18 protein-coding genes are annotated in these 24083 nt (G+C 65.5%); 10 read left to right on the top strand and 8 right to left on the bottom strand.

What is annotated here, in order from left to right; all coding sequences use genetic code 11:
- Nucleotides 1-5: 5 nt before the first annotated feature.
- Nucleotides 6-1829 (bottom strand): glutamine--fructose-6-phosphate transaminase (isomerizing), encoded by a 1824-nt coding sequence (gene glmS / locus DM450_RS10395; protein WP_142634595.1) that lies wholly within the window; start codon nt 1827-1829, stop codon nt 6-8.
- Nucleotides 1830-1961: 132 nt separating this feature from the next.
- On the bottom strand, nt 1962-2810 hold the full coding sequence (locus DM450_RS10390; RefSeq protein ID WP_142634593.1) for a TIGR00266 family protein: 849 nt from the start codon (nt 2808-2810) through the stop codon (nt 1962-1964).
- 166 nt (nt 2811-2976) lie between these two features.
- Between DM450_RS10390 and DM450_RS10385 the strand changes: the two genes are divergently transcribed.
- Complete coding sequence (locus DM450_RS10385) at nt 2977-3684, top strand: diguanylate cyclase (protein WP_142634591.1); 708 nt, start codon at nt 2977-2979, stop codon at nt 3682-3684.
- A gap of 66 nt (nt 3685-3750) precedes the next feature.
- Here the strand turns inward: DM450_RS10385 and glmU are convergent, their stop codons facing one another.
- Nucleotides 3751-5127: a bifunctional UDP-N-acetylglucosamine diphosphorylase/glucosamine-1-phosphate N-acetyltransferase GlmU gene (glmU, locus tag DM450_RS10380; protein ID WP_142634589.1), complete on the bottom strand. Its 1377-nt coding sequence runs from the start codon at nt 5125-5127 to the stop codon at nt 3751-3753.
- Between the two features lie 59 nt (nt 5128-5186).
- Here glmU and DM450_RS10375 point away from each other — a divergent pair, with 59 nt between their 5' ends.
- On the top strand, nt 5187-5870 hold the full coding sequence (locus DM450_RS10375) for an HAD hydrolase-like protein (protein WP_142634587.1): 684 nt from the start codon (nt 5187-5189) through the stop codon (nt 5868-5870).
- A 4-nt stretch (nt 5871-5874) separates the two neighbouring features.
- On the opposite strand, the gene DM450_RS10370 is transcribed toward DM450_RS10375, so the two are convergent.
- Nucleotides 5875-6561, bottom strand: a complete 687-nt coding sequence (locus tag DM450_RS10370) for a response regulator transcription factor (protein WP_142634585.1) — start codon at nt 6559-6561, stop codon at nt 5875-5877.
- Between the two features lie 228 nt (nt 6562-6789).
- On the opposite strand from DM450_RS10370, the gene DM450_RS10365 reads away from it, so the two are divergent.
- Nucleotides 6790-9186, top strand: a complete 2397-nt coding sequence (locus tag DM450_RS10365; RefSeq protein WP_142634583.1) for a TonB-dependent receptor — start codon at nt 6790-6792, stop codon at nt 9184-9186.
- A 209-nt stretch (nt 9187-9395) separates the two neighbouring features.
- The gene (locus DM450_RS10360; RefSeq protein WP_142634581.1) at nt 9396-10274 is read left to right on the top strand and encodes an oxaloacetate decarboxylase; all 879 of its coding nucleotides are present in this window, start codon (nt 9396-9398) and stop codon (nt 10272-10274) included.
- Between the two features lie 43 nt (nt 10275-10317).
- Here DM450_RS10360 and DM450_RS10355 read toward each other — a convergent pair whose 3' ends face one another.
- Entirely contained in the window at nt 10318-13179 is a 2862-nt protein-coding gene (locus DM450_RS10355) for a pitrilysin family protein (RefSeq protein ID WP_142634579.1), read from the bottom strand.
- Nucleotides 13180-13316: 137 nt separating this feature from the next.
- Nucleotides 13317-14099 (bottom strand): phosphoribosylaminoimidazolesuccinocarboxamide synthase, encoded by a 783-nt coding sequence (gene purC / locus DM450_RS10350; protein WP_142634577.1) that lies wholly within the window; start codon nt 14097-14099, stop codon nt 13317-13319.
- A 289-nt stretch (nt 14100-14388) separates the two neighbouring features.
- Between purC and DM450_RS10345 the strand changes: the two genes are divergently transcribed.
- Nucleotides 14389-14976, top strand: coding sequence for a GNAT family N-acetyltransferase (locus DM450_RS10345; RefSeq protein WP_142634575.1), 588 nt, complete (start codon nt 14389-14391; stop codon nt 14974-14976).
- On the opposite strand, the gene DM450_RS10340 is transcribed toward DM450_RS10345, so the two are convergent.
- Complete coding sequence (locus DM450_RS10340) at nt 14962-15447, bottom strand: low molecular weight protein-tyrosine-phosphatase (RefSeq protein WP_142634573.1); 486 nt, start codon at nt 15445-15447, stop codon at nt 14962-14964. The two genes, DM450_RS10345 and DM450_RS10340, sit on opposite strands and share 15 nt — an antisense overlap.
- Before the next feature lie 268 nt (nt 15448-15715).
- Here DM450_RS10340 and DM450_RS10335 point away from each other — a divergent pair, with 268 nt between their 5' ends.
- The 5 genes from DM450_RS10335 (at nt 15716) to DM450_RS10315 (ending at nt 21634) form a co-directional block, all read left to right on the top strand.
- Nucleotides 15716-17665: a pilus assembly protein TadG-related protein gene (locus DM450_RS10335; protein ID WP_260609776.1), complete on the top strand. Its 1950-nt coding sequence runs from the start codon at nt 15716-15718 to the stop codon at nt 17663-17665.
- The gene (locus DM450_RS10330) at nt 17662-18264 is read left to right on the top strand and encodes a TadE/TadG family type IV pilus assembly protein (RefSeq protein WP_260609775.1); all 603 of its coding nucleotides are present in this window, start codon (nt 17662-17664) and stop codon (nt 18262-18264) included. Before DM450_RS10335 ends, DM450_RS10330 begins: the two co-directional genes overlap by 4 nt.
- Nucleotides 18261-18905 (top strand): TadE/TadG family type IV pilus assembly protein, encoded by a 645-nt coding sequence (locus DM450_RS10325; RefSeq protein ID WP_242526101.1) that lies wholly within the window; start codon nt 18261-18263, stop codon nt 18903-18905. The genes DM450_RS10330 and DM450_RS10325 overlap by 4 nt, the downstream gene beginning before the upstream one ends.
- 50 nt (nt 18906-18955) lie before the next feature.
- Nucleotides 18956-19354, top strand: coding sequence for a hypothetical protein (locus DM450_RS10320; protein ID WP_142634571.1), 399 nt, complete (start codon nt 18956-18958; stop codon nt 19352-19354).
- Nucleotides 19355-19462: 108 nt separating this feature from the next.
- Nucleotides 19463-21634 (top strand): TonB-dependent receptor, encoded by a 2172-nt coding sequence (locus DM450_RS10315; protein WP_142634569.1) that lies wholly within the window; start codon nt 19463-19465, stop codon nt 21632-21634.
- Nucleotides 21635-21797: 163 nt separating this feature from the next.
- Here the strand turns inward: DM450_RS10315 and rpoD are convergent, their stop codons facing one another.
- The gene (gene rpoD / locus DM450_RS10310; protein WP_142634567.1) at nt 21798-23834 is read right to left on the bottom strand and encodes an RNA polymerase sigma factor RpoD; all 2037 of its coding nucleotides are present in this window, start codon (nt 23832-23834) and stop codon (nt 21798-21800) included.
- Nucleotides 23835-24083 lie beyond the last annotated feature (249 nt).

Below are 24083 nucleotides of genomic sequence, written 5' to 3'. Positions count from 1 at the left end.
GGAAACTACTCGACGGTCACGCTCTTGGCGAGGTTGCGGGGCTGGTCGACGTCGGTGCCCTTCACGCATGCGACGTGATAGGCCAGAAGCTGTACCGGCACGGCATAGACCAGCGGCGCGATCAGCGGGTGGACACGCGGCATCTCGATCGTGGCGATGCAGCCTTCGCCCGCCTCGGCAATGCCTTCGGCGTCGGAGATCAGCACCACCTTGCCGCCGCGCGCGCGCACTTCCTGCATGTTGCTGACGGTCTTTTCGAACAGCGGTCCGGAAGGGGCGAGGACGATCACCGGCACGGCTTCGTCGATCAGCGCGATGGGACCGTGCTTCATTTCGCCCGAGGCATACCCTTCGGCGTGGATGTAGCTGATTTCCTTGAGCTTCAGCGCGCCTTCGAGGGCCAGCGGATAGTCCGGCCCGCGCCCGAGGTAGAGCACGTCGCGGGCAGGGGCGATAAGATGCGCCATCGCCGCGATCTCTTCGTCGAAGGCGAGTGCGGCGTTGAGGCTGGCCGGGGTCTGCAGCAGGTGCTGGACGACCTCGTTCTCTTCCGCGCGGTCCATGCGCCCGCGCTTGACGGCAAGATGCGCGGCCAGGGCAGCGAGCACGGCCAACTGGCAGGTGAAGGCCTTGGTGGAGGCGACGCCGATTTCGGGGCCCGCGTGGGTCGGCAGCAGCAGGTCCGCCTCGCGGGCCATCGTGCTGGTGGGCACGTTGACGACGACGGCGATGGTCTGCCCGGCCGCCTTGCAGTGCTTGAGCGCGGCCAGCGTGTCCGCCGTCTCGCCCGACTGCGAGATGAAGAGCGCCAGGCCGCCCGGCTCCAGAACGGGGTCGCGGTAGCGGAATTCGGACGCCACATCGATGTCGACCGGCAGGCGGGCGAAGGTCTCGATCCAGTACTTTGCGACCATGCCCGCGTAGAAGCTGGTGCCGCAGGCGACGATGGTGATGCGCTTGATTGCCGAAAGGTCGAAATCGATCTGCGGCAGGGCGACCGACTGATCCACCTGGTGGATGTAGCTGCGCAGGGTCTGCGCCACTACGGTCGGCTGCTCGAAGATCTCCTTTTGCATGAAGTGGCGGTAATTGCCCTTCTCGATGGCGACCGCCGAGGCGCCGGAGGAGACGATTTCGCGCTCTACCGGGTTGTTGTCGGCATCGAAGATCCGTGCGCCCTCGCGGGTGATGACCACCCAGTCGCCTTCCTCGAGGTAGGAGATGCGCTGCGTCAGCGGGGCAAGCGCCAGCGCGTCCGAGCCAAGATAGGTCTCGCCCTCGCCATAGCCGACGACCAGCGGTGAGCCGAGGCGGGCGCCGATCAGGAGGTCGGGGTGCTGGCGGAAGGCGATGGCAAGGGCAAAGGCGCCGCGAAGCTGCGGAAGGACGACCTTCACCGCCTCTTCCGGCGAAAGCCCGGCCTCGACCTGTTCGGACACGAGATGGGCGACCACTTCGGTGTCGGTCTGGCTCTCGAATGTGCGGCCCCGCGATTCGAGAGCTTCGCGAAGGGGGCGGAAGTTCTCGATGATGCCGTTGTGGACGAGGGCGAGGTGCTCGGTCGCATGGGGGTGGGCGTTGGCGGCGGTGGGCGCGCCGTGGGTGGCCCAGCGGGTATGGGCGATGCCGATCAGGCCATCGGCGGGGTCGCGGGCCAGTTCGTTGACGAGGTTGATCAGCTTGCCCTGGGCACGGCGGCGGATCAGCTGGCCGTTTTCGACCGTGCAGACGCCGGCGCTGTCATATCCTCGATATTCCATGCGCCGAAGGCCGTCGACGAGCCGATCCGCGACCTGTTCCTTGCCGACGATGCCGATGATTCCACACATGCGCTTGAAGTACCTTGTTCGAGACGAGACTGCCTTGCCCTTACGCCGATAATCGTTGGCGTTTGGTGGCGCCACCATGAAGGCTTGGTAATGTGTGCAAAGCCGCGGGAATTTTGATCGGGAGGCAGGGCCTCAATCGTCGCCGTCGATCATGCCTGCAAGGCCGCCCAGCGCGCCAAGGCCGAGCAGGGTGCTTTCGCCGCGATTCTGCCCGCCATAGGGCATCGCCGCCGCCATCATCCGCCCGGCCAGGCGCGAGAACGGCAGCGACTGGATCCAGACTTTGCCGGGCCCGCGCAGGCGGGCAAAGAACACGCCTTCGCCGCCGAAGATCATCGACTTGACCGAGCCTGCGCGGATCACGTCGAAATCGATTCCCGAGGTGAAGGCGGCGACGCAGCCGGTGTCGATATGCAGTTCCTCACCCGGCTCCAGCGTGCGTTCGATGACGGTGCCGCCCATCTGCACGAAGACCCAGCCGTCGCCGTCCAGCCGCTGCATGATGAAGCCCTCACCACCGAACAGGCCGGTCATGATCTTCTGCTGGAAGTGGATGCCGATCGACACGCCGCGCGCGGCGCAGAGGAAGGCGTCCTTCTGGCAGATCAGGCGGCCGCCGATCTCGTCCAGCTTGATCGGTACGATCGAGCCGGGAATCGGCGCCGCGAACGCGACTCGGGCCTTACCGCGACCTTCGTGCGTGAAGACGGTGGTGAACAGGCTCTCCCCGGTCACGAGTCGCTTGCCGGCGCCGAGCAGCTTGCCCATGAAGCCGCCGCCCTGCTGTTCGGAGCCGTCGCCGAACACCGTGGACATCGTGATCGGGGCGTCTTTCCAGACCATCGCGCCTGCTTCGGCGACCGCGCTTTCACCGGGATCCAGTTCGATTTCAACGAACTGGAGCTCCTGACCCTTGATCTCGAAGTCGACATCGTCGGCCACGGAGGCGCTGCGGCTGTGGCTCCAGGGGCTGGTGGGCATGAAAAACTCCGGATGTTGAAATAAGGTTTGCCGTGATCTGGGTGCGGCGAAACATCTTGTCAAACTGCGCTCGTCGGATACTCTAGGAACTTCGACGAAGACCATTCGATGAAACAGCCCGGCACAGACTGGCGCACGAAGGTCCGATCGGGAGAGGACTGTGCCGATGAACTTCATGATGAAGTCGGTTTCGTTGCTGGTTTCCGTCGCCGCTTCGGCGATTCCGGGTCTTGCAACCGCCGGCGAAGCTACGCCGATTGCGCTGATCAGCAGCGCTGCCCACGCCGAATATGTCGGCATGGTCAGCCGTGGTTTCGACATGATCCGGGCGGGCAAGCCCGGCAAGGCGGTGAAGCTGTTCGATTCGGTGATTTCCGCCAATGAGCAGGGGCTGACGGGCGATGCCCGGCCGCGCCTGTGCCTGTCGGAAAAGGCGTCGGGCCATGCCGCGCCGCGCGATGCGGTGATGGTCAGCAGCGCGGTATGCGACGCGCATTTCGGCAAGGGATTTGCGCTGGTCGATCTTGGCCGGGGCGATCTGGCCGAGGCGGAACTGCGCCGCGCCACCGAACTGGCGCCGGACAATGCGCATTATGCCAACGAATATGCCGAGTTGTTCAAGTCTCGCCGGCAGTTCCAGGAAAGCTACGACCTGTTCGCGCGCGCCTGGTCGGTGGTGGACAAGGATACCAAGGGGCCGGATGCCGGGATCGCTGCCCGCGCGCTGCGCGGCATGGGTTTCAACCTGATCGAGCTTGGCCGCCTGGACGAGGCGAAGACGATGTTCTCGCAGTCGCTTGCGTATGATGCCGGCAATGCCGCGGCAAAAACCGAACTGGACTTCATCGCCCAGCGTCAGGCCATCGGCTCCTGAGTTCAAGGGCGAGGGCGGCATCGGCCGCCCTCCGTCTTTTTGCTTGGCGCCGTCTTACTTGGGGCCTTACTTGGCCTCGGCGGCCTTTTCGGCCTTTTTCTTCTTCATCGCGTCGTGGAAGCGGTCGGCCCAGCCGGGTTTGACCAGCTGTTCGCCGCGCACCAGGCGAAGCTCGCCGTCACCCACGTCGCGCGTCACCGTGCTGCCCGCCGCGACGATGGCATCGGCGCCGATCTTCACCGGGGCGACCAGCGCGCTGTTGGAGCCGATGAACGCACCTTCGCCGATGACGGTGCGGTACTTGAAGTAGCCGTCATAGTTGCAGGTGATCGTGCCCGCGCCGAGGTTGGCCCTGGCGCCGACCGTGGCATCGCCGACGTAAGTGAGGTGATTGGCCTTGGCGCCTTCGCCCAGTTCCGCGTTCTTGATCTCGACAAAGTTGCCGACCTTGGAACCCTTGCGCAGCAGCGCGCCGGGGCGCAGGCGGGCATAAGGGCCGACACTCACGCCGGTTTCGATCGTCGCGCCTTCGATGTGCGAGAAAGCGTGGATGGTCACTCCGTCCGCTACTGAAACGCCGGGGCCGAACACCACGTTGGGCTCCACGGTGACGTCGCGGCCAAGCTGCGTGTCCCAGGCGAAAAACACGGTTTCGGGCGCGATCAGCGAGACGCCGTCGGCCATGGCCGCCGCGCGGCGGCGGGCCTGCCAGCGGCCTTCCGCCTCGGCCAGTTCGCCGCGGCTGTTGATGCCGCCCACTTCGTGCGGATCCTGGGTGACGATCACGGCGCAAGTGCGACCGTCCAGCGTCGCCACGTTGACGATGTCGACAAGGTAATATTCCCCTTGCGCATTGTCGTTGCCGACGCGGGATAGCAGATCGAACAGGTCGGCCGACTTCACCGCCATCAGGCCCGAATTGCACAGGCGGCAGGCGCGCTGTTCCTCGGTGGCGTCCTTGTATTCGACCATCATGGCGATGCGGCCATCGTCATGGGCCAGCACGCGGCCATATTGCAGCGGGTCTTCCGGCTCGAAGCCGAGCACGACCACGGCCGGCGCGTCCGGCGCATGGAGCCGGTCGATCATCGCGCGCATCGTCTCGGTGCTGACGAAAGGCACGTCGCCATAAAGAACCAGCACGTCGCCCGAAAACCCGGTGAGCGCCTCTTCCGCCTGCTGCACCGCGTGGCCGGTGCCCAGTTGCGGGTCCTGCACCGCGATGGTGGCGCGGCTTCCCAGCGCCTTTTCAAGCTGTTCGCGGCCATGCCCGGCCACCACCACCTGTTTCTCAGGGGCAAGCGCGGCGGCGCTTTGCAGCAGGTGTTCCAGCATCGGCCGGCCGGCGATGGGATGAAGGACCTTGTGCAGGTCGCTCTTCATGCGGGTGCCCTTGCCGGCGGCGAGGACGACGATTGCGAGCGGATTGGAATTTTCGACCATGTTCATCACTTGCCAGCAAATTGTTGCGGTTTCTACTTCGGGGAGGCACTGAAGAGGGGATGACGCAGTTCCCTTTCGACGTAGTCGGCTTCGATCTTGACGGCACCCTTCTCGATACGCTCGGCGATCTTGCCGTGGCGCTCAATCATGCGCTTGCGATCGAAGGGCGGCCAGCCATTGCCGTGGACGGGGTGCGCGATCTTGTTGGCGGCGGCGCGAAAAAGATGCTCGCCAAGGGCCTCGAAGTCACTGGCGGCGGGGTTTCGGACGAGCGGCTGGACGAACTCCACGCCGCGCTGCTCGATTTCTATGCGGACAATGTGGCCCATACCACCCGCTTCTACCCGGGCGGCGAGGCGATGCTCGACGGGCTGGCCGCGCGCGGCGTGAAGGTGGCAGTCGTCACCAACAAGCTGGAACGGCTGGCGGTGGAGATCTTTGCCGAACTGGGCCTGACCGACCGTTTCTTCACCGTGATCGGCGGCGATACCCTGGGCCCCGGGCGCGCCAAGCCCAGGCCCGACCTGATCGAACTGATGCTGGAACGGGCCGGCGCCGGTGAGCGTCCGATCCGGGCGGCGTTTGTCGGCGATACGACCTACGATACCGGGGCGGCGGCGGCGGCGGGCATTCCCTGCGTTGCCGTCAGCTTCGGTTTCAACGACCGGGCTCCGCAAGATCTCGGCGCGGCGGCGGTGATCGACCATTTCGACGAACTCATCCCGGTGCTGGAGCGGCTCTGACCCGTCAGGCTTCCATGTTGTCGAAGACGTAGCCGAACGAGCGTACCGTGCGCGGCAGGTGCGGCACCTGCATCGTGCGCAGCTTGCGGCGCAGGCGGCTGACCCACGAATCGACCGTGCGCTCGTCACAGACCTCGACGCTCTTGCCGAGCACCCCGATCAGTTCGCCGCGCGTGAACACCCGGTTGGGATTACGCGCGAAGTGGTTGAGCAGGCGCTGCTCGTTCGATTGCAGCGGCACGACGAGGCCCTTGTAGCGTGTCAGGTGCGAATCGGGCTGGATCACCAGTTCGCCGATCTGGATTGCCGGCACTTCCTTGCGAGCGGCCGAAACCGGCTGGTAGATACGCAGGCGCTGCACCAGCGCCTTGGGCGAAAGCGGGCCGATCAGGTAGTCGTCCGCCCCTGCTTCCAGCGCGCGGGCCTGCGCGCGGGGATCGGGTTCGGGCAGCACCATGGTGATGTGGAGCGGGTGATCGTTGATACGGTCGCGCAGCAGCCCGCAAAGCTGCAATCCCGACATTTCGGGCAGCAGCCAGTCCACGAAGACCCATGTCGGTCCTCGCAGCGCGCGGGCGCACAGATCGGTTGCGTCGGTCACTTCCGCCTCGAAGGTCAGGAAGTTGTCGCGGATGGCGCCGACGTGGGTGAGGTCGCCCGAAGTCAGCACGATGTCGCCGGATTTGATCATTGCATCCTGCAATTCGATGGAAATGATCAGGTCCCATAAGCCCGAGGTAGCCGCCACACACGTGTCAAATTTGTCATGTTTGCGGCGTCACAATCCGGTCAAGAAAAATACAAGAAACCAACATGGTTCTGACCAAGGCCATGCCTAGTCAGCCTCCCTGCCGCCCCGGTGGCGGTCCTCGCAGCGCAACTGCGCGAGGGCAAATCGAGAGATTCAGGGAGTTTCCACATGATTCGCCACGCCATCCGTCTGGCGGCCACGTGCAGCATCGTCGCGCTGGCGCAGATGCCGGTTGCCGCGTTTGCAGCCGACGCCGCTGCCGCACCCGAAGCTGCAGCTGCCGAAAGCGGTGAAGGGGCTCCGATCATCGTCACCGCGACCAAGCGCGAGACCGACCTGCAGAAGACGCCGATCGCCATCGCCGTGGTCTCCAGTGCCGATCTCGAAAAGCAGCACGTCCAGAGCCTGATCGACCTTGCCAGCGGCACCGTTCCCTCGCTGCGCGTTGCCACCTTCGAGGCGCGCCAGTCGGCGCTGACCGTCGGCATTCGCGGCATCGTGCCGTTCGACGCCAACCAGACCGCGCGTGACCAGGGCGTTGGCGTCTATCTCGACGGCGTCTACCTCGGCCGCCAGCAGGGCCTGAACGCCGCGCTGTTCGACGTGCAGCGCATCGAAGTGCTGCGCGGTCCGCAAGGCACGCTGTTCGGCCGCAACACCGAAGGCGGCGCGCTGTCGATCGTGACCAAGGCGCCCACCGGCGAGTTCGGCGGCCGCGTGGAGGCGGGCATCGGCAACTACGGCCAGCGCACCGGCGAAGCCCACATCGACCTGCCCGAATTCAACAACATCTCGATCAAGGTGGACGGCGTCTACCAGCATCAGGATGCCACGGTGAAGAACCCCGCCGCAGGCCAGGTCGGCTGGAACTATTACGACCGCGTCGGTGGCCGTATCCAGGCCCAGTGGAAGCCGGTGGAAGGCTTCACGGCGAACATCTCGTTCGACAAGTCGCGCGACGACAACACGCCGATGTACAGCCAGCTCATCAACTACAACCCGAACAACCTGCCGGTGGCCACGCTGGCGCAGATCGCCGCCAACGGCGGCAAGCTGCCGAGCGGTTATATCGCCCCGCTTTCCCCGCTCGTTCAGGTCAGCGGCGACAAGCGCATGAAGACCGCCGACATCGGCGTGCCGCAGCAGGTCAGCACCGACCGCACGCAGGGCGTGATGGGCAACCTCAGCTATGATCTGAACTCGGATCTGACCCTGCGTTCGATCACCGCGTGGCGTCAGGTCGATACCGACCAGTACGACAACTCGGGCGGCGCGCACCGCACGGTGTTCCTGCCGAACACCAAGTTCAGCCGCTACTCGCTCTCGTTCCTCGACCAGCACCAGTTCAGCCAGGAACTGCAGCTTGTCGGCAGCCTGCCCAACCTCGATTTCGTGGCGGGCGGCTACTACTACAACGAGCACGCCAGCGAGAACGCGGCGACGCCCAGTTCGAACCAGTGGAACGCGGACGGCACCGGCTACACTACGCTGAGCCCGAACGTGACCGGCACGGTCTCCTCGAGCAACCAGGGCTGGTCCGACGACTCGCTGTTCCTCCAGCGCGACAGCCACGCCAAGGCCGAGAGCCTCGCCGCCTTCGCGCAGGCCACCTACACCCCGCCGATGCTCGATCAGCTCCACCTGACGGTCGGCGCGCGCTACACGCATGACAAGCGCGACGGCACGTTGGACATCGTGAACGGCGCTGCGGTCGATTACGGCTTCCACTACAGCAAGGACCGGTTCGACCCGATGGTCACGCTGGCCTATGACGCCACGCAGGACCTGAACTTCTATGCGAAGTACTCCACCGGCTACCGCGCCGGCGGCGCGAACGACCGTTCGCAGACTTTCGATGCCTTCGGCCCGGAAACCGTGAAGTCCTACGAAGTCGGCGCGAAGATGATGTTCCTCGACCGCAAGGTGCGCCTGAACCTTGCCGGCTACATCATGGATCGTGACGGTACCCAGGTCGATTTCGACAACGTGAACACCGATCCCAGCAGCCCCTACTTCAACCTGCACACGCAAGAAACGACCAACGCGCCGGGCACCACCAAGATCCGCGGTGTCGAGGCGGAACTGAACGTCCATCCGATCGACAACCTGTCGCTGGGTGCATCCTATGCCTATACCTACACCAAGGTGCCCAAGACGCTGAACCCGTTCCTCAGCACCGCGACCACCTCGGTCTATCAGAACGTCTTCATCGTCTATACGCCGAAGAACGCGGCCTCGGGCTTCATCGACTACAGCATCCCGGTGGGAAGCCGTGACGAGAGCGTCCAGTTCCACCTCGATGCCGCCTATGCAGGCCGCCAGTACAGCTTCGAGGACGAGAACGTGAAGGCGCAGAGCAGCTTCATCGTCAACGGCCGCATCGCGCTGGCCGACATCCCGATGAGCGACAACGGCACCAAGCTGACCGTTTCGGTGTGGAGCCGCAACCTGCTCAACGAGACGCACATCTACCGTCTCTCCTATGCCAACGCGAACACGCTGGGCGCTTACGGCAACTTCAACCCGCCGCGTACGTTCGGCGTGGAAGGCACCGTTCGCTTCTGATCCTGTCCTCGGCGGGCGGGCTCCAATCCCGGAGCCGGTCTGCTCAATTCCCTGCAACAGCCTTCGCGCGGCGCGGCTTCGGCCGTGCCGCGACTTTTTGCGGCGTTGAACGCCGGGGCGATCCGGCGGGTGCTTGCCGGTGCGGCGCGGGTCTGCCAGCCATTCTCCTGGAAAAGACGCCCGCAGGAGCGGCGCCGAGGGAGACGACGATGCCGACACCGGGTGAAAAGCTGCGCGCGCTGATCGAGAGCGGCGAGCATTTTGTCGCCGCCGAGGCCTATTCGGCGCTGACCGGGCGGATCGTCCAGAAAGTCGGCTTCAAGGCGGCCTATCTTGGCGGCCATGCCTGCTCGGCATTTCACTACGCGGTCCCGGACAACGGAATCTTCTCGCAAGTCGAGATGATCGAGCAGTCGGCCCGGATCGCGCAGGCCATCGATATTCCGCTGATCGTCGATGCCGATACGCTGGGCGAGACGGTGGCCGATGCCTATCACTTCACGCGCCGCTACGCCGCTGCCGGGATCGCCGGGTATCATGTCGAGGATGAGGTGAACCCCAAGCATTCCAAGCACGACAACGGGCTGTGTTCCATCGAGGACATGCAATTGCGGATCGAGGCGGGCGTGAAGGCGCGGGGCGATTCCGGGCTGGTCATTATTGCGCGCTGCGACGAACTCTACACCAGCGCCAATGGCGGCGGCGGCTCGGGCTCGGTGGAGGAGGCGATCCGGCGCGGTCACGCCTATGCCGAGGCGGGGGCCGACGCCATCGTCTTCGCCAGCGCACCGCCCGCGCAGCAGGCCGAGGTGATCCCGCATATGAAGATCCCGGTCTGCACGCTGGGTTTCAACCTGCCGGATACCGCCTTCACGCTGTCGACCGCGTGGGGCTGGGTCTCGGCGGCGGTCGGTCATCTCGCCATGGCGCGGGAACTGATGGAGACGGGCTCGGTGAAGAGCGCGATGGGCGCCTTCGCCAACTTCCCGGAAAAGTACGATCTGATCGACCAGGCGCTCTACGACGATCTCATCGCCGAATGGGCCGAACGCACCGGACGGCCGACGCGGCCCAATCACGCGCGCTGAACGGGACGAGCCGGGGGACCGTCTCCCCCGGCCCGGACATCCGTTACTTCACAGGTTCGGTGACACCTTCCGGCAGGGCCAGCACTTCGAGGCCCTGCGCGGGATCGAGATAGCGCCGCGCTTCGGCTTCGACGTCGGCGGCGGTGAGCGCCTGAAGGCGGTCGTGCGCCAGCTTGAAGCGTTCGATGCGGTCCGCCTCGGTCTGGGCGCGGTCCACCAGCGCCATCCAGCCGGCATTGCTCTTGAGCGCGTTCTGGAAGGCTTCGAGCAGCGGCTGGCGCGCGCGTTGCAGCACGTCGTCGCTCACCGGCGCCTTGCGCAGCTGCGTCATCACATCGGCAATCGCCTTGCGGGCGGCGGGCACGTCGGCAACGTCCACCGAGGCGGCCACGGCAAAGGTACCGTAGCCCTTCCAGCGGCGCGACAGCGCGGCACCGGCCGAAGGCGAATAGGCCTTGCCGAGCGCTTCGCGCAGGCTGTCGGTCAGTTCGATGCGCACCACCCGTTCGAGCAGTTGCAGCTTGAGCGTCTCGATCGCATCGGCATCGTCGCGCGTCGGCCAGGTTACGCGCAGCAGCGCCTGATCGGCCGGGCCGGTGTGGCGGACCACGCGCGGCTTGCGGTCCGCGGTGAACGTGCGCGGCGGCTGGTCGGCGTACTCGCGGAAGGCGGTTTCGCGCGCGGGCAGGGCGCCCAGCGTGGCGGCGACATCGGCAATCGCCTTGTCCTCGTCGACATCGCCGACGATGCCGACCTCGATGGCGCCGTGCGCCAGCCGGTCGCCGATATCGGCCTTCAGCTTGGCATAAGTGAGCTGGCGGTAGTCTTCCAGCTTGCCCAGGCTGAAGCGGGGGTCGTTGTCGGAAACGATGGTGCCGAGATCGGCCTGCATCGCCGAACCCGGCGTCGCGCGAAGGCTGGCGAAGGCGTTGTTGATCTGCTGGCGGTACTGCACTTCGCCTTCCGCCCGGTAACCGGGATCGGTGATCAGCGCGGTGAGCAGTTGCAGCTGCAATTCGAGGTCGCGCGGCGTCGTTCCGGCTTGCGCCGCGAAGCTGGCTTCGCCCTTGCCGAGCCCGAAGCCCAGCGTGTGCCCGGCCATGATCGTGTCGAGTTCGTCGCGGCTGTGCTTCCCGAGGCCACCTTCGTCCATGTAGGGCACCATGTCGGTCGCATGCGGGTTGGCGCGGGTGTCGAGCATGTTGCCGCCGTCGATGGCCACGCTGACGGCGATGCGGTCCCTGGTGATGTCGGTATGCTTGAGGTTGAGCATCACGCCATTGGCGAAACGCACCTCGCGGATGCCGTAAAGCGGATCGAGCGTGTCGGAAACGACCGTGCCGGGGGTCCCGAAATCGGTATAGGCGAACTGCGCCGTGGCGGCGGCCTGCTCGGCGGGGAGCGGCGCGTGCATGGCCTGGCGCCACGCCTCGCGCAGGGCCTTTTCACCGCCTGTCGGGGCAGTGCGGCCCTCGAAGCGGATCAGCGGCTTGTCGAGCGCGAGGGCCTCGCGCTTCATCGCCGCCAGCACGGCGGCGGGGGTGATCTGCGGGGCAAAGGCCGTGAAGCGGTCGAGCGCGCCTTGCGGCGTCGAGGGAACCTGACGGTCGTCGACGAGCGAGAGCGCGGCGGCGGCAAGGGCGGCATTGTTGCGGGTATTTGCCGAGCCTGCGGCATTGGTCAGAGCGGTGCGCAGCTGGGCGAGCTGTTCGGCCACTTCCGCATCGGTGAAGCCGCCGGTCAGCGCACGGCGGTATTCGCGGGTGGCCGCGGCAAGGCCATCGGCCCATTTCCCGTCCACGCTGTCGATGATGAGGCGGGTGGAGCGAGCGGCCTCGAACACGTCGCCGGTGCCGAAACCGGCGCCGCGGAACGGCGGTTCGGCACTGCGGGAGAGGCGCTGGAGACGGCGGTTGACGATGTCGTAGCCGACCGAGCGCAGCAGGTTTTCCTGCCGCTGGGCGATCGTGTCGGGCTCGTCCAGCCACTTGCCGTTACGCTGGATTACCAGCCGCTCGGAGAGCGCGGGGTCGATCCAGATGGCGGTGCGGTCCTTGTCCTTGGGATTGACCGGACCGGCATCGGGCTGCGCTTCGGCGGGGCGCGGCGCCCAGTCGGTGAAGCGGCTGCGGATGGCGGTTTCCACGGCGTCCGCGTCGAAATCGCCGATCACCACCAGCGTGGCATGAGCGGGCACGTATTCGCGCTCGTAGAAGGCGCGCAGCGATGCGGCGCTGGCCGCGTTCAGGGTTTCCGTCGTGCCGATCGGGAAACGGCGGACATAGCGCGAGGCCGGATAGAAGAACCCGGCCGAGGCCACGCTGTTGCGGTAGCCGTAGCTGTTACGGTCGCGCATTTCCGAGAAGATCACGCCGCGCTCGCGGTCGACGGCAGCCTGGGCGATGGTCAGCTCGCTGGCAGTCTCGCGCATCAGCATCAGTGCGGTATCCAGCAGGTGTTGGTCGGCGCGCGGCAGGTCGAGCTTGTAGACGGTGCGCTCGAAGGTGGTCGAGGCATTGGTGTCGGCACCGAAGGCCAGCCCCTCACGCTCCAGCAGCGGCACCATCTGGCCTTCGGGGACGTGGGCCGAGCCGTTGAAGGCCATGTGTTCGAGGAAGTGCGCAAAGCCCTGTTCGGCATCGGTTTCGTCAAGCGATCCGGCGGCGATCTCCATGCGTACCACGGCCGTGCCGGCGGGGGTCGCATTGTGGCGGATCACATAACGCATGCCGTTGGGCAGGCGGCCGAAGCGAAAGTCGGGATCGACCGGGACGTCGCTCTTCTCGAAGGCCCAGCTGCTGTCCTCGGCACGCGGCGCGGCTACGGCTTCGCGCGCCGTGGCCGGAGCGGAAATGGCAGGGATGGCGGCGCCAAGGAGGAGGGCGGTAATGAGAATCGTTCGCATGTAGCGCCAGTGCCTGAGCAAGATGCTGATAACAAGAGGTGATTTGTGCGAATTCAGGCCGCTTTCGCAAGCCTTGACGCGAAAAGGCCCGGCACACCTTGCGGTGGCCGGGCCTTTGCATGCGTTCAGGCGATGCCTTACTTGCCGCGCAGCTTGCGGTGCTTCGACAGGTCGAGCACTTCGCTCGGGCCATTGTCGTCCTGCAGCAGGCCGAGGCGGCGGGCGACTTCCTGGTAGGCCTCTTCCTCACCGCCCAGATCGCGGCGGAAGCGGTCCTTGTCCAGCTTCTCGCCGGTGTGCATGTCCCACAGGCGGCAACCGTCGGGGCTGATTTCGTCGGCCAGGATCACGCGGCTGTAGTCGCCGTCCCAGATACGGCCGAATTCGAGCTTGAAGTCGACGAGGCGGATGTCGATCGCCGCGAACATGCCGCACATGAAGTCGTTCACGCGGATCGCCATCGACGAGATGTCCTGCATCTCCTCGTTGGTGGCCCAGCCAAAGCAGGCGATGTGCTCTTCGGCGACCAGCGGATCGCCCAGCGCGTCGTCCTTGAAGTAGTATTCGATCAGCGTGTGCGGCAGCATCTCGCCCTCGGGGATGCCGAGGCGCTTGGAGATCGAGCCGGCCGCCACGTTGCGCACCACGACCTCGATCGGGATGATCTCGACCTGGCGGACCAGCTGCTCGCGCATGTTGAGGCGGCGGATGAAGTGGTTGGGCACGCCGATGTGGTTGAGGCGCGTGAACACGTACTCGCTGATGCGGTTGTTGATCACGCCCTTGCCCTGGATCGTGCCCTTCTTCTGCGCGTTGAACGCAGTGGCATCGTCCTTGAAGTACTGGATCAGGGTGCCGGGTTCGGGGCCCTCGTAGAGGATCTTGGCCTTGCCCTCGTAGATCTGGCGGCGACGGGACATGCGTGTTCGTCCTTGAATGGATAAAAAGAGCAAGCCCCGGCGCGGGGGCGTCGCTAGGCGACAGCTCGGCCGGGGCGTTCGAGCGCGCATATAATTCAATGGGGGGCAAAAGCAAACCGGCTTGCGTCATCCGGTCGGCGATGCAGGGTGCGTGAGGCTGGTGGCGGAGGAAGTGTGCCACTATTGCGAGCGCGGTGCGCCGCTTCTATCCCGTGTTTGCAGACGGTTCGCGGCCGGGACGTGGCCGTAACGTGGACGGACCCTGGACGGACCCCAGACGGACATTGCCATGACATTGACCATACGCACGCTGACAGGAGCCGAGATTCTCTCGGCCGTGGACGATCTTGCGCGCCTGCGCATGACGGTCTTTGCCGAGTGGCCCTATCTCTACGACGGCGATCCGGCCTACGAACGTGATTATCTTGCCGCCTTCGTGAAGGCGCCCGGCGGGGTGCTGGTGGCGGCCTGCGAGGGCGGTCGCATCGTCGGCGCGGCAACCGCGTCGCCGCTCGCGGCGCAGGAGCAGGCCTTGCGCGGGCCTGTCGAGATGCATGGAATCGACGTGTCCGAGGCGTTCTATTTCGGCGAATCGGTGCTGCTGGGCGAATGGCGCGGGCAGGGGGTGGGCCACGCCTTCTTCGACCAGCGCGAAGCGCAGGCGCGCAAGGCGGGGGCACGGATCGCCGTTTTTGCATCGGTGGTCCGCGAGGCCGCTCATCCCGACCGGCCCGCGGCCTACCGCCCGCTCGATGCGTTCTGGAGCAAGCGCGGCTACGCGCCGCTGGATGGGCTTACCTGCACCCTTTCGTGGAAGGACCACCGCGACGCGGCGGAATCCGCCAAGACGCTGCGCTACTGGTCACGCCTTCTGTAGTGCCGCGATCAGGCCTCTGGCACCTGCCGTCACTTGCTCCCAGGTGGTAACGAAGCCTTCCGGACCGCCGAAGTAGGGATCCTCGACATCGCGGCCCGCCATGCCCGGCACATGGTCCAGCATCAGCGAGAGGCTCGCCCGCGTTCCGCCGGGGCGCGAGGGGGCAAGCCGGCGCAAGTTGCCGAGGTTGCTGTTATCCATCGCCACGATCAGGTCGAACCGGTCGAAGTCGTCGGCCCCGACCTGCCGGGCCTGGTAGGACGAGATGTCGATGCCGTGCCGCAGCGCCTCGGCGCGGGCGCGCGGATCGGGGGCATTGCCGATATGCCAGGAGCCGGTTCCGGCGGAATCGACCAGGACATCGAACCCGGCGCGGGCCGCTTCGCAGCGCAGGGCCGCCTCGGCCAGCGGCGAGCGGCAGATATTGCCGAGGCAGACAAAAAGGATGGCGGGCGTAACGGGCTGGCTCATTCTTTCGGATTAGCGGTGCGCCCCTCATGCCTCAACCGTCAAGGCGATCCCGGTTGCCGACGCCATCCGCAAGGGATGGGCGGTTGCGGTGATGTATCGTTTGTTTTCAAGGCAAAGGGGCGCTTTCTGCAGGCCGCCTGGCAAGGTTAATTTGGCGTTTCCATCGATTGGCTACGTTTTGTCGAGGATGCGCGCCGTAGCACCACGAAGGGTTTCCTTAAGCATTCCTGTCTAGGGAAACTCCCTGATTACCGGGGGGTATTCCTTCATGACTGGGCTAGCGATGCGCCTCTTGAGTTATCGGTTCCTGCATCTGCTGCGCGACACGGCGGGCAACATCCTGCCGCTGGCCGCCGTCGGCATGATGGTGGCCGCCGCTGTCGTCGGTTCGGGCATCGATCTCAGCCGGGACTACAAGGTGCGCAACCAGCTCCAGGCTGCCTGCGACGCGGCCGTGCTGGCCGGTCGCCGCACGGTGACGACAGCCGGTTTCGACACCGCCTCGCAGACCGCCGCGAACAACTACTTCGCCACCAATTTCGACAGCACCTCGCAGGAAGTGACCGGCACAAGCTTCGTTGCGGCATCGACCGACGGCGGCAAGACCGTTACCGGCACGGCGACGACCACGCTCAACACGCTGGTCATGCGCCTGTTCGGGTTCAACACCTTCACCGTTTCGGTGAGCTGCGCCTCGTCGATGGGCGTGGGCAATGCCGACGTGATGATGGTGCTCGACACCACCGGGTCGATGGGCTCGATCCTGTCCGGCAGCCAGACCCGCCTGGCCGCGCTGCAACAGGCGATGAAGGACTTCTACACGACGCTGGCCAATGCGACGGCGGCCACCAACGCGCGTATCCGTTATGGTTTCGTGCCCTACAGCACCACCGTCAACGTCGGCAAGCTGCTGATGGCGGAGAATCCCGACTACATCGCCGACACCTGGACCTACCAGACCAGGACCGCGGTCTACATCGACTATTCCAATGCCACCAGGACCAACAGTTCGACCACTTATGGCAGCACGTCCTACGGCAACTCGCAGAAGTACACCTCTGGCAACGGCTACTCCAACCAGTCCACTTGCCTGAGCAACATGCCGACGTCCACGACCTGGGCCGATTCGGGGTCGGAATCGGTCACCCTGACGGTGAGCGGGACGAGCCCCAACCTTACCGTCACGCGCAAGGTCAGCCAGGGCCAGACCCAGCGCGTGTACAGCTGCGCGCAGTCCAACAACGGCCGCTGGAACGTCTATTACCAGGATAACACCCGCACCGAGACGACCAACGAGACCTGGACCGGGGCCAAGACGGTCACGCCGACGCCGACCGCGAATTCGGAATTCTACCAGTGGGCCTACCAGCCCTATTCCTGGCCGACCGACGTCTTCAAGACCGGCGAAGCCGCGACGCTCTACACCGGCGACAACGGCACCGCCGTCTCCTCGACCTGGGACGGGTGCATCCTCGAACGCTCCACCGTGGCGACCAGCAGCATCAGCTACAATGCGGTGACCGGCATGTCCCCGTCGAATGCCTATGACATCGACCTCGACACGGTTCCCAGCAACGCCGCCACGCGCTGGGGGCCGTTGTGGCCCGAGGCTGCCTACATGCGCTACAACAGCGGATCGAACAGCACGAAGAGCTACGCCTCGCCCACCACCAGCGGTGCGCTCGCCACCTCGCCCTGTCCGGCGCAGGGGCAGTTGCTCACCGAAATGTCGCAGTCCGCATTCAACACCTATGCCAACTCGCTGGTCGCCAACGGCAATACCTATCTCGACATCGGCATGATCTGGGGCGGGCGGATGATCTCGCCGAGCGGTGTCTTCCAGGACAACGTCAACACCGCCGCGGCAAACGGCGGCGAGGTTTCGCGCCATCTGATCTTCATGACCGACGGCGAGATGCAGACCATCAACACCTACCAGCAGGCCTGGGGCATGGAATACTGGGATCGCAAGGTCGCCAGCGACGGCAGCTCGTCGACCGAGACGGCAAACCATACCAAACGCTTCCTGGCCGTCTGCGAGGCGATCAAGGCCAAGGGTGTGCGGCTTTGGGTAATCGCCTTCACGTCCACCTTGTCGAGTGACCTGACGACCTGCGCCTCGGCCAACAGTTCCTATACGGCCGCCAATGCGACTGAACTGAGCACCGCCTTCCAGGAAATCGCCAAGCAGGTCGGCGAACTGAGGCTGACCCAGTGACCGGGCGCCGCCGTCGCGCTCTGCGCACCCGTCTACGCCGTGATCAGGCCGGTGTCACCGCGCTGGAATTCGCGGTGGCGGGGCCGGTGCTGATCGTGCTGCTGATGGGCATCTTCGATATCGGCCACATGGCCTATGTCAGCGCGGTGCTGCACGGCGCGGTCGAGGAATCGGCGCGTAACGGTACGCTGGAGGCGGTCGATACCGCAGCGCAGGACCAGGCGATCGCCAGCATCGTCGGCAATGTTGCGCCGGGCGTGACGATCGCCGTCACGCGCAGCAGCTATTACGACTTCTCCGACATCGCACGGCCCGAGGCGTGGAACGACGCCAATTCGAACGGCACCTGCGACAACGGGGAAACCTACACCGACGAGAACAAGAACGGCCAGTGGGATGCCGATATCGGCAAGTCGGGCAATGGCGGCGCCAACGACGTTGTCGTCTACACCGTGAAGGCAACCTACAAGCCGCTGTTCCCGATCCCCGGCCTGACCAACCGCGACAACAGCCGCACGCTGACGGCGATCGCGGTGCGGAAGAACCAGCCATACGCGCTGCAGAGCAGCTATGGCTCGGCGGCGGGGAGTTGCCGATGAAGCGGATGCTTGTTCCTCGCCTGCGCCGCGTCATGCGCAGGCTGCGGCGCGATTGCAGCGGCGTGTCGCTGATGGAATTCGCGCTGATGCTGCCGATCATGCTGACGCTGGGCCTCTACGGCACCGAGCTTGCCTACATGGCGATGGTGAAGATGGAGGTTTCCCAGATCGCGACTTCGGTGGCGGACAACGCCTCGCGCCTTGGCCAGACCGACAATACCGCGGTAACCCCGACAGTGACCGAGACGCAGATCAACTCGGTCATGTCGGGCGCGGTCATGCAGGGCAGTTCGTTCAATTTCACCGGCAACGGGCGGATCATTCTCTCCAGCCTGGAGATCAACTCCAGCAACCAGCAATACATCCACTGGCAGCGATGCCGGGGCAGCCTGGCGCGCAGTTCGGCCTATGGGGCGGCAGGCACCACGCTCACCGGCATGGGCAAGACCGGGCACGTGATCACCGCGACGACCAATTCGGCGGTCATGTATGTCGAGGTCTATTACGCCTACCAGCCGCTGTTCGGGACGATGTTTGTCCAGAACCCGGTGTTTTATCAGGAAGCGGCCTTCCTGATCCGCGACAGCCGCAACCTCACCGCGGGCGTCACCGGTACCGGCGGGCAGTCGGCCTGCAGCTGACGTACCAGTTTGCGTGACAACATGCGACGGCTGGGCTAGGGGCAGGGGCCATGGGGACCTTGCGCGTCTTTTTCCGGCAGTATCACAAGCAAGCGCTTGTATTTGCGGCTATCGCGCTTTGCCTCAAGGCCCTTCTGCCGACCGGCTTCATGCCGGGGCAGGGGCTCCGCGCGATCACCATCGAGATCTGTCACGATGCCTCCGGCGGTGACGGCACCCTGCAGATGCTGGTGCCGCTCAAGACCGGCGGCGATCACGTCCCCGGCAAGCCTGCAAAGGGCGAATGTCCGTTCGGCGCGCTGTCGATGGTCTCGCTGGGCGGCGCCGATCCGGTGCTGCTGGCGCTGGCGATCGCCTTCATCGTGGCGCTGGGCTTCGCGCCGGTCCGCGCGGTTGCGCTTGCCCCACGGCCCCATTTGCGCCCACCGCTGAGAGGCCCTCCGGCCTGAGCCGATCCCGTGGCCGCCTGCGCAGCGCACGGCGGCCCGGTATTTCGACAGTTCAGGTCACGCAGGGTCGGCGCGGAGCGCTGGCCCCGCGAACAACAGGGTTTTTCCATGAAGACGTCCATTTTCGCGATCGCCGCGGCGCTCGCTCTTGCGCCTGCCCCTCTTGCCGCCCAGGAAACCGGTTCCGCCGAGCCGCCCGCCGCCGAGGCCGCCGCGCTTCCCGCCCTCCACGCGGACTTCACGTCGGCCGTGCGCAATATCGCCGCGGCGCCGCTCAACGCCTCCAGGGTCTCGGTGGAGCGCCTTCGCCGCGAGGCGGTGTCGAGCAGCGATACCGGCGCCATACTTGCGCAGCTTCCCGGGGTGAGCGCGGCGAGCGGGGGCGGCCTGTCCTCGATGCCGATCCTGCGCGGGCTCAGCGAGCAGCGGGTGCTGATCGTGGTCGACGGGCTGCCGATCGACGTTGCCTGTCCCAACGACATGAACCCGCCGCTGTCCTACACCGATCCCCAGACGGTCGGCGCCATCGCGGTGGTGCCCGGCGTCTCGCCGGTGAGCATGGGCGGCGACACCATCGCCGGGATCGTCAGCGTCGAGAGCCGGATGCCGCGCTTCGCGGTGGAAGGCGGCACATTGGTGACGGGCGAGGCCTCGAGCTTCTATCGCAGCAATGGCGATGGCTTCGGCGGCGCGCTTTCGCTGACCGTGGCGGGCAAGCGCGTGAGCGCCACCTATACCGGCTCCTACACCCAGTCCGACGACTACAAGGGCGGCGGCGCGATGGGCAAGGTGCGCTCCACCGAATACGCCAAGACCGATCACCAGCTTGCCCTCGCCGCGCAGACCGATGTCGGCCTGTTCGAGGTGAAGGGGGGCTATCACTTCGCGCCCTATGAGGCCTTCCCCAACCAGTACATGGACATGACCTCGAACACGTCGTGGTTCCTCAACGGCCGCTATCGCGGGGTGTTCGGCTGGGGCGATGTCGATTTCACCGCCGGCTACCGCGATACCGACCATGCGATGGACTTCCTGGCCGACAAGCAGCCCGGCACGATGCCGATGAAGACCGAGGTTCATTCCTTCACGTCCGCGCTCAAGGTCAACCTGCCGCTCGGCCGCAAGGACACGCTGCACCTTGGCGGCGATTTCCATCACGAAGGGATGGACGACTGGTGGCCGCCGGTTGCCGGGTCGATGATGATGGGGCCGGACACCTACCTCAACATCAACAACGGCAGGCGTGACCGCCTGGGCCTGTTCGGGGAGTGGGAATCGCACTGGTCGGACCGTCTCTCGACGCTGATCGGCGCGCGGTTCGACCGGGTGACGATGAACACCGGCGCGGTCCAGCCTTACGGCACCGATATGATGAACATGGCCGATGCGATGGCTGCGGCCACGTTCAACGCCGCCGACCGTCATCGCCGTGACAACAACTGGAGCGCGACGGCGCTGGTCAGCTGGCAGGCGGCGGACATGCTGGCCTTCGAACTGGGCTATGCCCACAAGACCCGCTCGCCCAACCTCTACGAGCGCTATGCTTGGGGGCAGGGGGCGATGTCGAGCCAGATGATCGGCTGGTACGGCGATGGCAACGGCTATGTCGGCAACCTCGACCTCAAGCCGGAGCGGGCGGACACGGTCAGCGCGGCCCTGCGGCTGACCGCGAAGGGCGGCGCCATGCTCAAGATCTCGCCCTACTATACCCGCGTTCACGACTACATCGATGCGGTCCGCCTCAGGGACCTGACCGACATGATGGGCATGCCCAGCGGCTTCGTGCAGTTGCAGTTCGCCAACCAGGAGGCCGAGCTCTACGGCATCGACGCCAGCGCCAGCGTGCCCTTGCAGCGCACCGCGCGCGGCGAGACCGACTTCACCGCCAGCGCCGCCTGGGTTCACGGGCAGAACCGCTCGGACAACGGCCCGCTCTACCGGCAGATGCCGTTCAACCTGACGATGGGCCTCGCGCATCTTAGCGGCGCCTTCGAGGCGGGCGCGGACATCCAGTTCGTGGCCGAGAAGACCCGTGTCGATGCCACCCGCAACGAGCCGCGCACGCAGAGCTATGCGCTGGTGAACCTGCGGGCGGGCTATACGCTGGGGCTGCTGGCGCAGGGCATCACGCTGACGGTGGAAGCGAAGAACCTGTTCGACAAGGGCTATGCCCTGCCGCTCGGCGGCATGTCGCTGGGCGACTACGGCGCCACCGGCGTGCTGCGCCCGGTGCCGGGCATGGGCCGCTCGATCAACTTCGGGATGAGCACCCGCTTCTGACGGCCTGGGGATCGATTCCGGCATGGGAGCCCCTTGGATAGGGGCCCGTTGGATGGGGACGTCCGAATGCCGGGTCGATCCATCATGCTACAAACGAAAATGGCGAGGCTGATAGCCTCGCCATTTGCCGCGCGGGATGAGCCCGCTTGCTGCTGGGCACGGCTCAGTCGAGGAATGCCCGCATGATGCGCGAACGGCTCGGATGCTTGAGCTTGCGCAGGGCCTTGGCCTCGATCTGGCGGATACGTTCGCGGGTCACCGAGAACTGCTGGCCGACTTCCTCGAGGGTATGGTCGGTCGGCATGCCGATGCCGAAGCGCATGCGCAGCACGCGCTCCTCGCGCGGGGTGAGCGAGGCCAGCGTGCGGGTGATCATTTCCTTCAGGTTGGACTGGATCGCCGCATCCACCGGGATGACGGCGTTCTCGTCCTGGATGAAGTTGCCCAGGCTGCTGTCTTCCTCGTCGCCGATCGGCGTTTCGAGGCTGATCGGCTCCTTGGCGATCTTCAGGACCCGCTTCACCTTCTCGAGCGGCATCGACAGCTTTTCGGCCATTTCCTCCGGCGTCGGCTCGCGGCCCTGGTCATGGAGGAACTGGCGGCTGGTGCGCACCAGCTTGTTGATCGTCTCGATCATGTGGACCGGGATACGGATCGTGCGGGCCTGATCCGCGATGGAGCGCGTGATCGCCTGACGGATCCACCAGGTGGCATAAGTCGAGAACTTGTAGCCGCGGCGGTACTGGAACTTGTCGACCGCCTTCATCAGGCCGATGTTGCCTTCCTGGATGAGATCCAGGAACTGCAGGCCGCGGTTGGTATACTTCTTGGCGATCGAAATCACCAGGCGCAGGTTCGCCTCGACCATTTCCTTCTTGGCGATGCGCGCCTCGCGCTCCGCCTTCTGGACCATGTTCACGATGCGGCGGAATTCGGACAGGGCCATGCCGGTGGATGCCGCGATGTCCGAGACCTCGAGGCGGATGCGCTCGGCCGGTTCAGCCTCGTTTTCCGCGAAGGCCGCCCACTTCTTGTCCTTTTTCGCCATGTCGGCGACCCAGGTGTCGTCCAGTTCCCGGCCCGTGTAGGCCTCCAGGAAGTCGGCGCGCTTGACCTTGTGGCGCTCGGCCAGGCGCAGCATCTGGCCGCCGAGCGTGGTGAGGCGGCGGTTGAAGGCGTAGAGGTTGTCGACGAGGTATTCGATCTTCGTCGCGTGGAACTGCACCGATTCGACTTGCGCGGTAAGATCCTCGCGAAGCTGCTGGTACTGTTCTTCCTTGGCGGCGGGGAAGTCGATGCCGAGCGCCAGCGCGTCGAGGCGCTCGCTCTGGACGCGTTCGAACGTGCGGAACAACTCGGTGATGAGCGCGAACTTCTCCAGGGCTTCCGGCGTCAGCGCGGCTTCCATCTGGCCGAGCGAGAGGGTGTTGTCCTCTTCCTCGTCATCCTCGATGCGGCGCTTGGCGATCGGGTTGCCGTCCTCGTCGACTTCCTCCGAGTTGTCCTCGTCGGAATCGTCGTCCTCCTTGAAGGTGGGACCGGCCGTGGCCGCGGAAATCTCGCCGTCGGCTTCACCGTCCTCGCCCAGGTTCTCGGGCTGCGGTTCCTTGGAGAGCATGGCGTCGAGATCGAGGATCTCGCGCAGCTGCATGTCGCCGTTGTTGAGCGCCTCGGACCAGCCGATGATGGCATGGAACGTCATCGGGCTTTCGCAGAGCCCCATGATCATCATGTCGCGGCCGGCTTCGATGCGCTTGGCGATGGCGGCCTCGCCCTCGCGGCTGAGCATCTCGGCGGAGCCCATTTCCTGCAGGTACATGCGAACCGGGTCGTCGGAACGCGCGTGCGTGTCGGCCTTGCGGGTCTCGCCGGGACGGCGACGGGAATTGCCTTCCTCGAAATCGGAATCCGAACCGGACTCGTCATCGCGACCATCGACGGCGTCGACACCGTCTTCCTGCTCGCCATCCTCGTCGTCGTCATCGTCGTTCTCGATGATCTTGACGCCCATTTCCGAGATCGCGGCCATGATGTCCTCGATCTGGTCGGTGTTCATCTGGTCCTGCGGAAGAGCGGCATTCAGCTCCTTGACCGTGATGACGCCCTGGCGTTTGGCGCGCGCGATGAACCGCTGGACCGAACCCTTGTCCAGGTCGAGAAGAGGAGAGTCATTGTCGCCGCTGCGATCGTCGTTGTTCATGCAATCCGTTGTCGTCTTGTTGGCCGTGTCATGACGTCGGTAGCGCCATGACAAGGCCAGGTTCTCAGATCATCAGCCTGACGGCGCCGGCGAAGGGCGGCCTTGCAGGCAGGAACGAACCCCCTCTGGCCCGGGGTTCAGGCAATGAGGCCGGATTTCGCTTCCGAAAGGGAGCTGGTCCGTCCGCATGCCGTGCAATCGAATCGGGGGCATCGGCCCCTTGCCCGCTGCCGGCCTGTCGAAGGCGGC

The sequence above is a fragment of the Sphingomonas sp. IC081 genome (assembly GCF_006874585.1).
Taxonomy (GTDB): domain Bacteria; phylum Pseudomonadota; class Alphaproteobacteria; order Sphingomonadales; family Sphingomonadaceae; genus Novosphingobium.
Note: the sequence above shows the minus strand (reverse complement) of the source record. Positions and strands in the feature narration are given on the sequence as shown.

Coding starts and splice junctions, on each gene's coding strand:
- rpoD (WP_142634567.1), bottom strand. CDS start 23,834: ATGAACAACGACGATCGCAGCGGCGACAATGACTCTCCTCTTCTCGAC.
- DM450_RS10375 (WP_142634587.1), top strand. CDS start 5,187: ATGACGCAGTTCCCTTTCGACGTAGTCGGCTTCGATCTTGACGGCACC.
- DM450_RS10345 (WP_142634575.1), top strand. CDS start 14,389: ATGACATTGACCATACGCACGCTGACAGGAGCCGAGATTCTCTCGGCC.
- glmS (WP_142634595.1), bottom strand. CDS start 1,829: ATGTGTGGAATCATCGGCATCGTCGGCAAGGAACAGGTCGCGGATCGG.
- DM450_RS10370 (WP_142634585.1), bottom strand. CDS start 6,561: ATGATCAAATCCGGCGACATCGTGCTGACTTCGGGCGACCTCACCCAC.
- glmU (WP_142634589.1), bottom strand. CDS start 5,127: ATGGTCGAAAATTCCAATCCGCTCGCAATCGTCGTCCTCGCCGCCGGC.
- DM450_RS10365 (WP_142634583.1), top strand. CDS start 6,790: ATGATTCGCCACGCCATCCGTCTGGCGGCCACGTGCAGCATCGTCGCG.
- purC (WP_142634577.1), bottom strand. CDS start 14,099: ATGTCCCGTCGCCGCCAGATCTACGAGGGCAAGGCCAAGATCCTCTAC.
- DM450_RS10335 (WP_260609776.1), top strand. CDS start 15,716: ATGACTGGGCTAGCGATGCGCCTCTTGAGTTATCGGTTCCTGCATCTG.
- DM450_RS10390 (WP_142634593.1), bottom strand. CDS start 2,810: ATGCCCACCAGCCCCTGGAGCCACAGCCGCAGCGCCTCCGTGGCCGAC.
- DM450_RS10325 (WP_242526101.1), top strand. CDS start 18,261: ATGAAGCGGATGCTTGTTCCTCGCCTGCGCCGCGTCATGCGCAGGCTG.
- DM450_RS10355 (WP_142634579.1), bottom strand. CDS start 13,179: ATGCGAACGATTCTCATTACCGCCCTCCTCCTTGGCGCCGCCATCCCT.
- DM450_RS10320 (WP_142634571.1), top strand. CDS start 18,956: ATGGGGACCTTGCGCGTCTTTTTCCGGCAGTATCACAAGCAAGCGCTT.
- DM450_RS10340 (WP_142634573.1), bottom strand. CDS start 15,447: ATGAGCCAGCCCGTTACGCCCGCCATCCTTTTTGTCTGCCTCGGCAAT.
- DM450_RS10385 (WP_142634591.1), top strand. CDS start 2,977: ATGAACTTCATGATGAAGTCGGTTTCGTTGCTGGTTTCCGTCGCCGCT.
- DM450_RS10360 (WP_142634581.1), top strand. CDS start 9,396: ATGCCGACACCGGGTGAAAAGCTGCGCGCGCTGATCGAGAGCGGCGAG.
- DM450_RS10315 (WP_142634569.1), top strand. CDS start 19,463: ATGAAGACGTCCATTTTCGCGATCGCCGCGGCGCTCGCTCTTGCGCCT.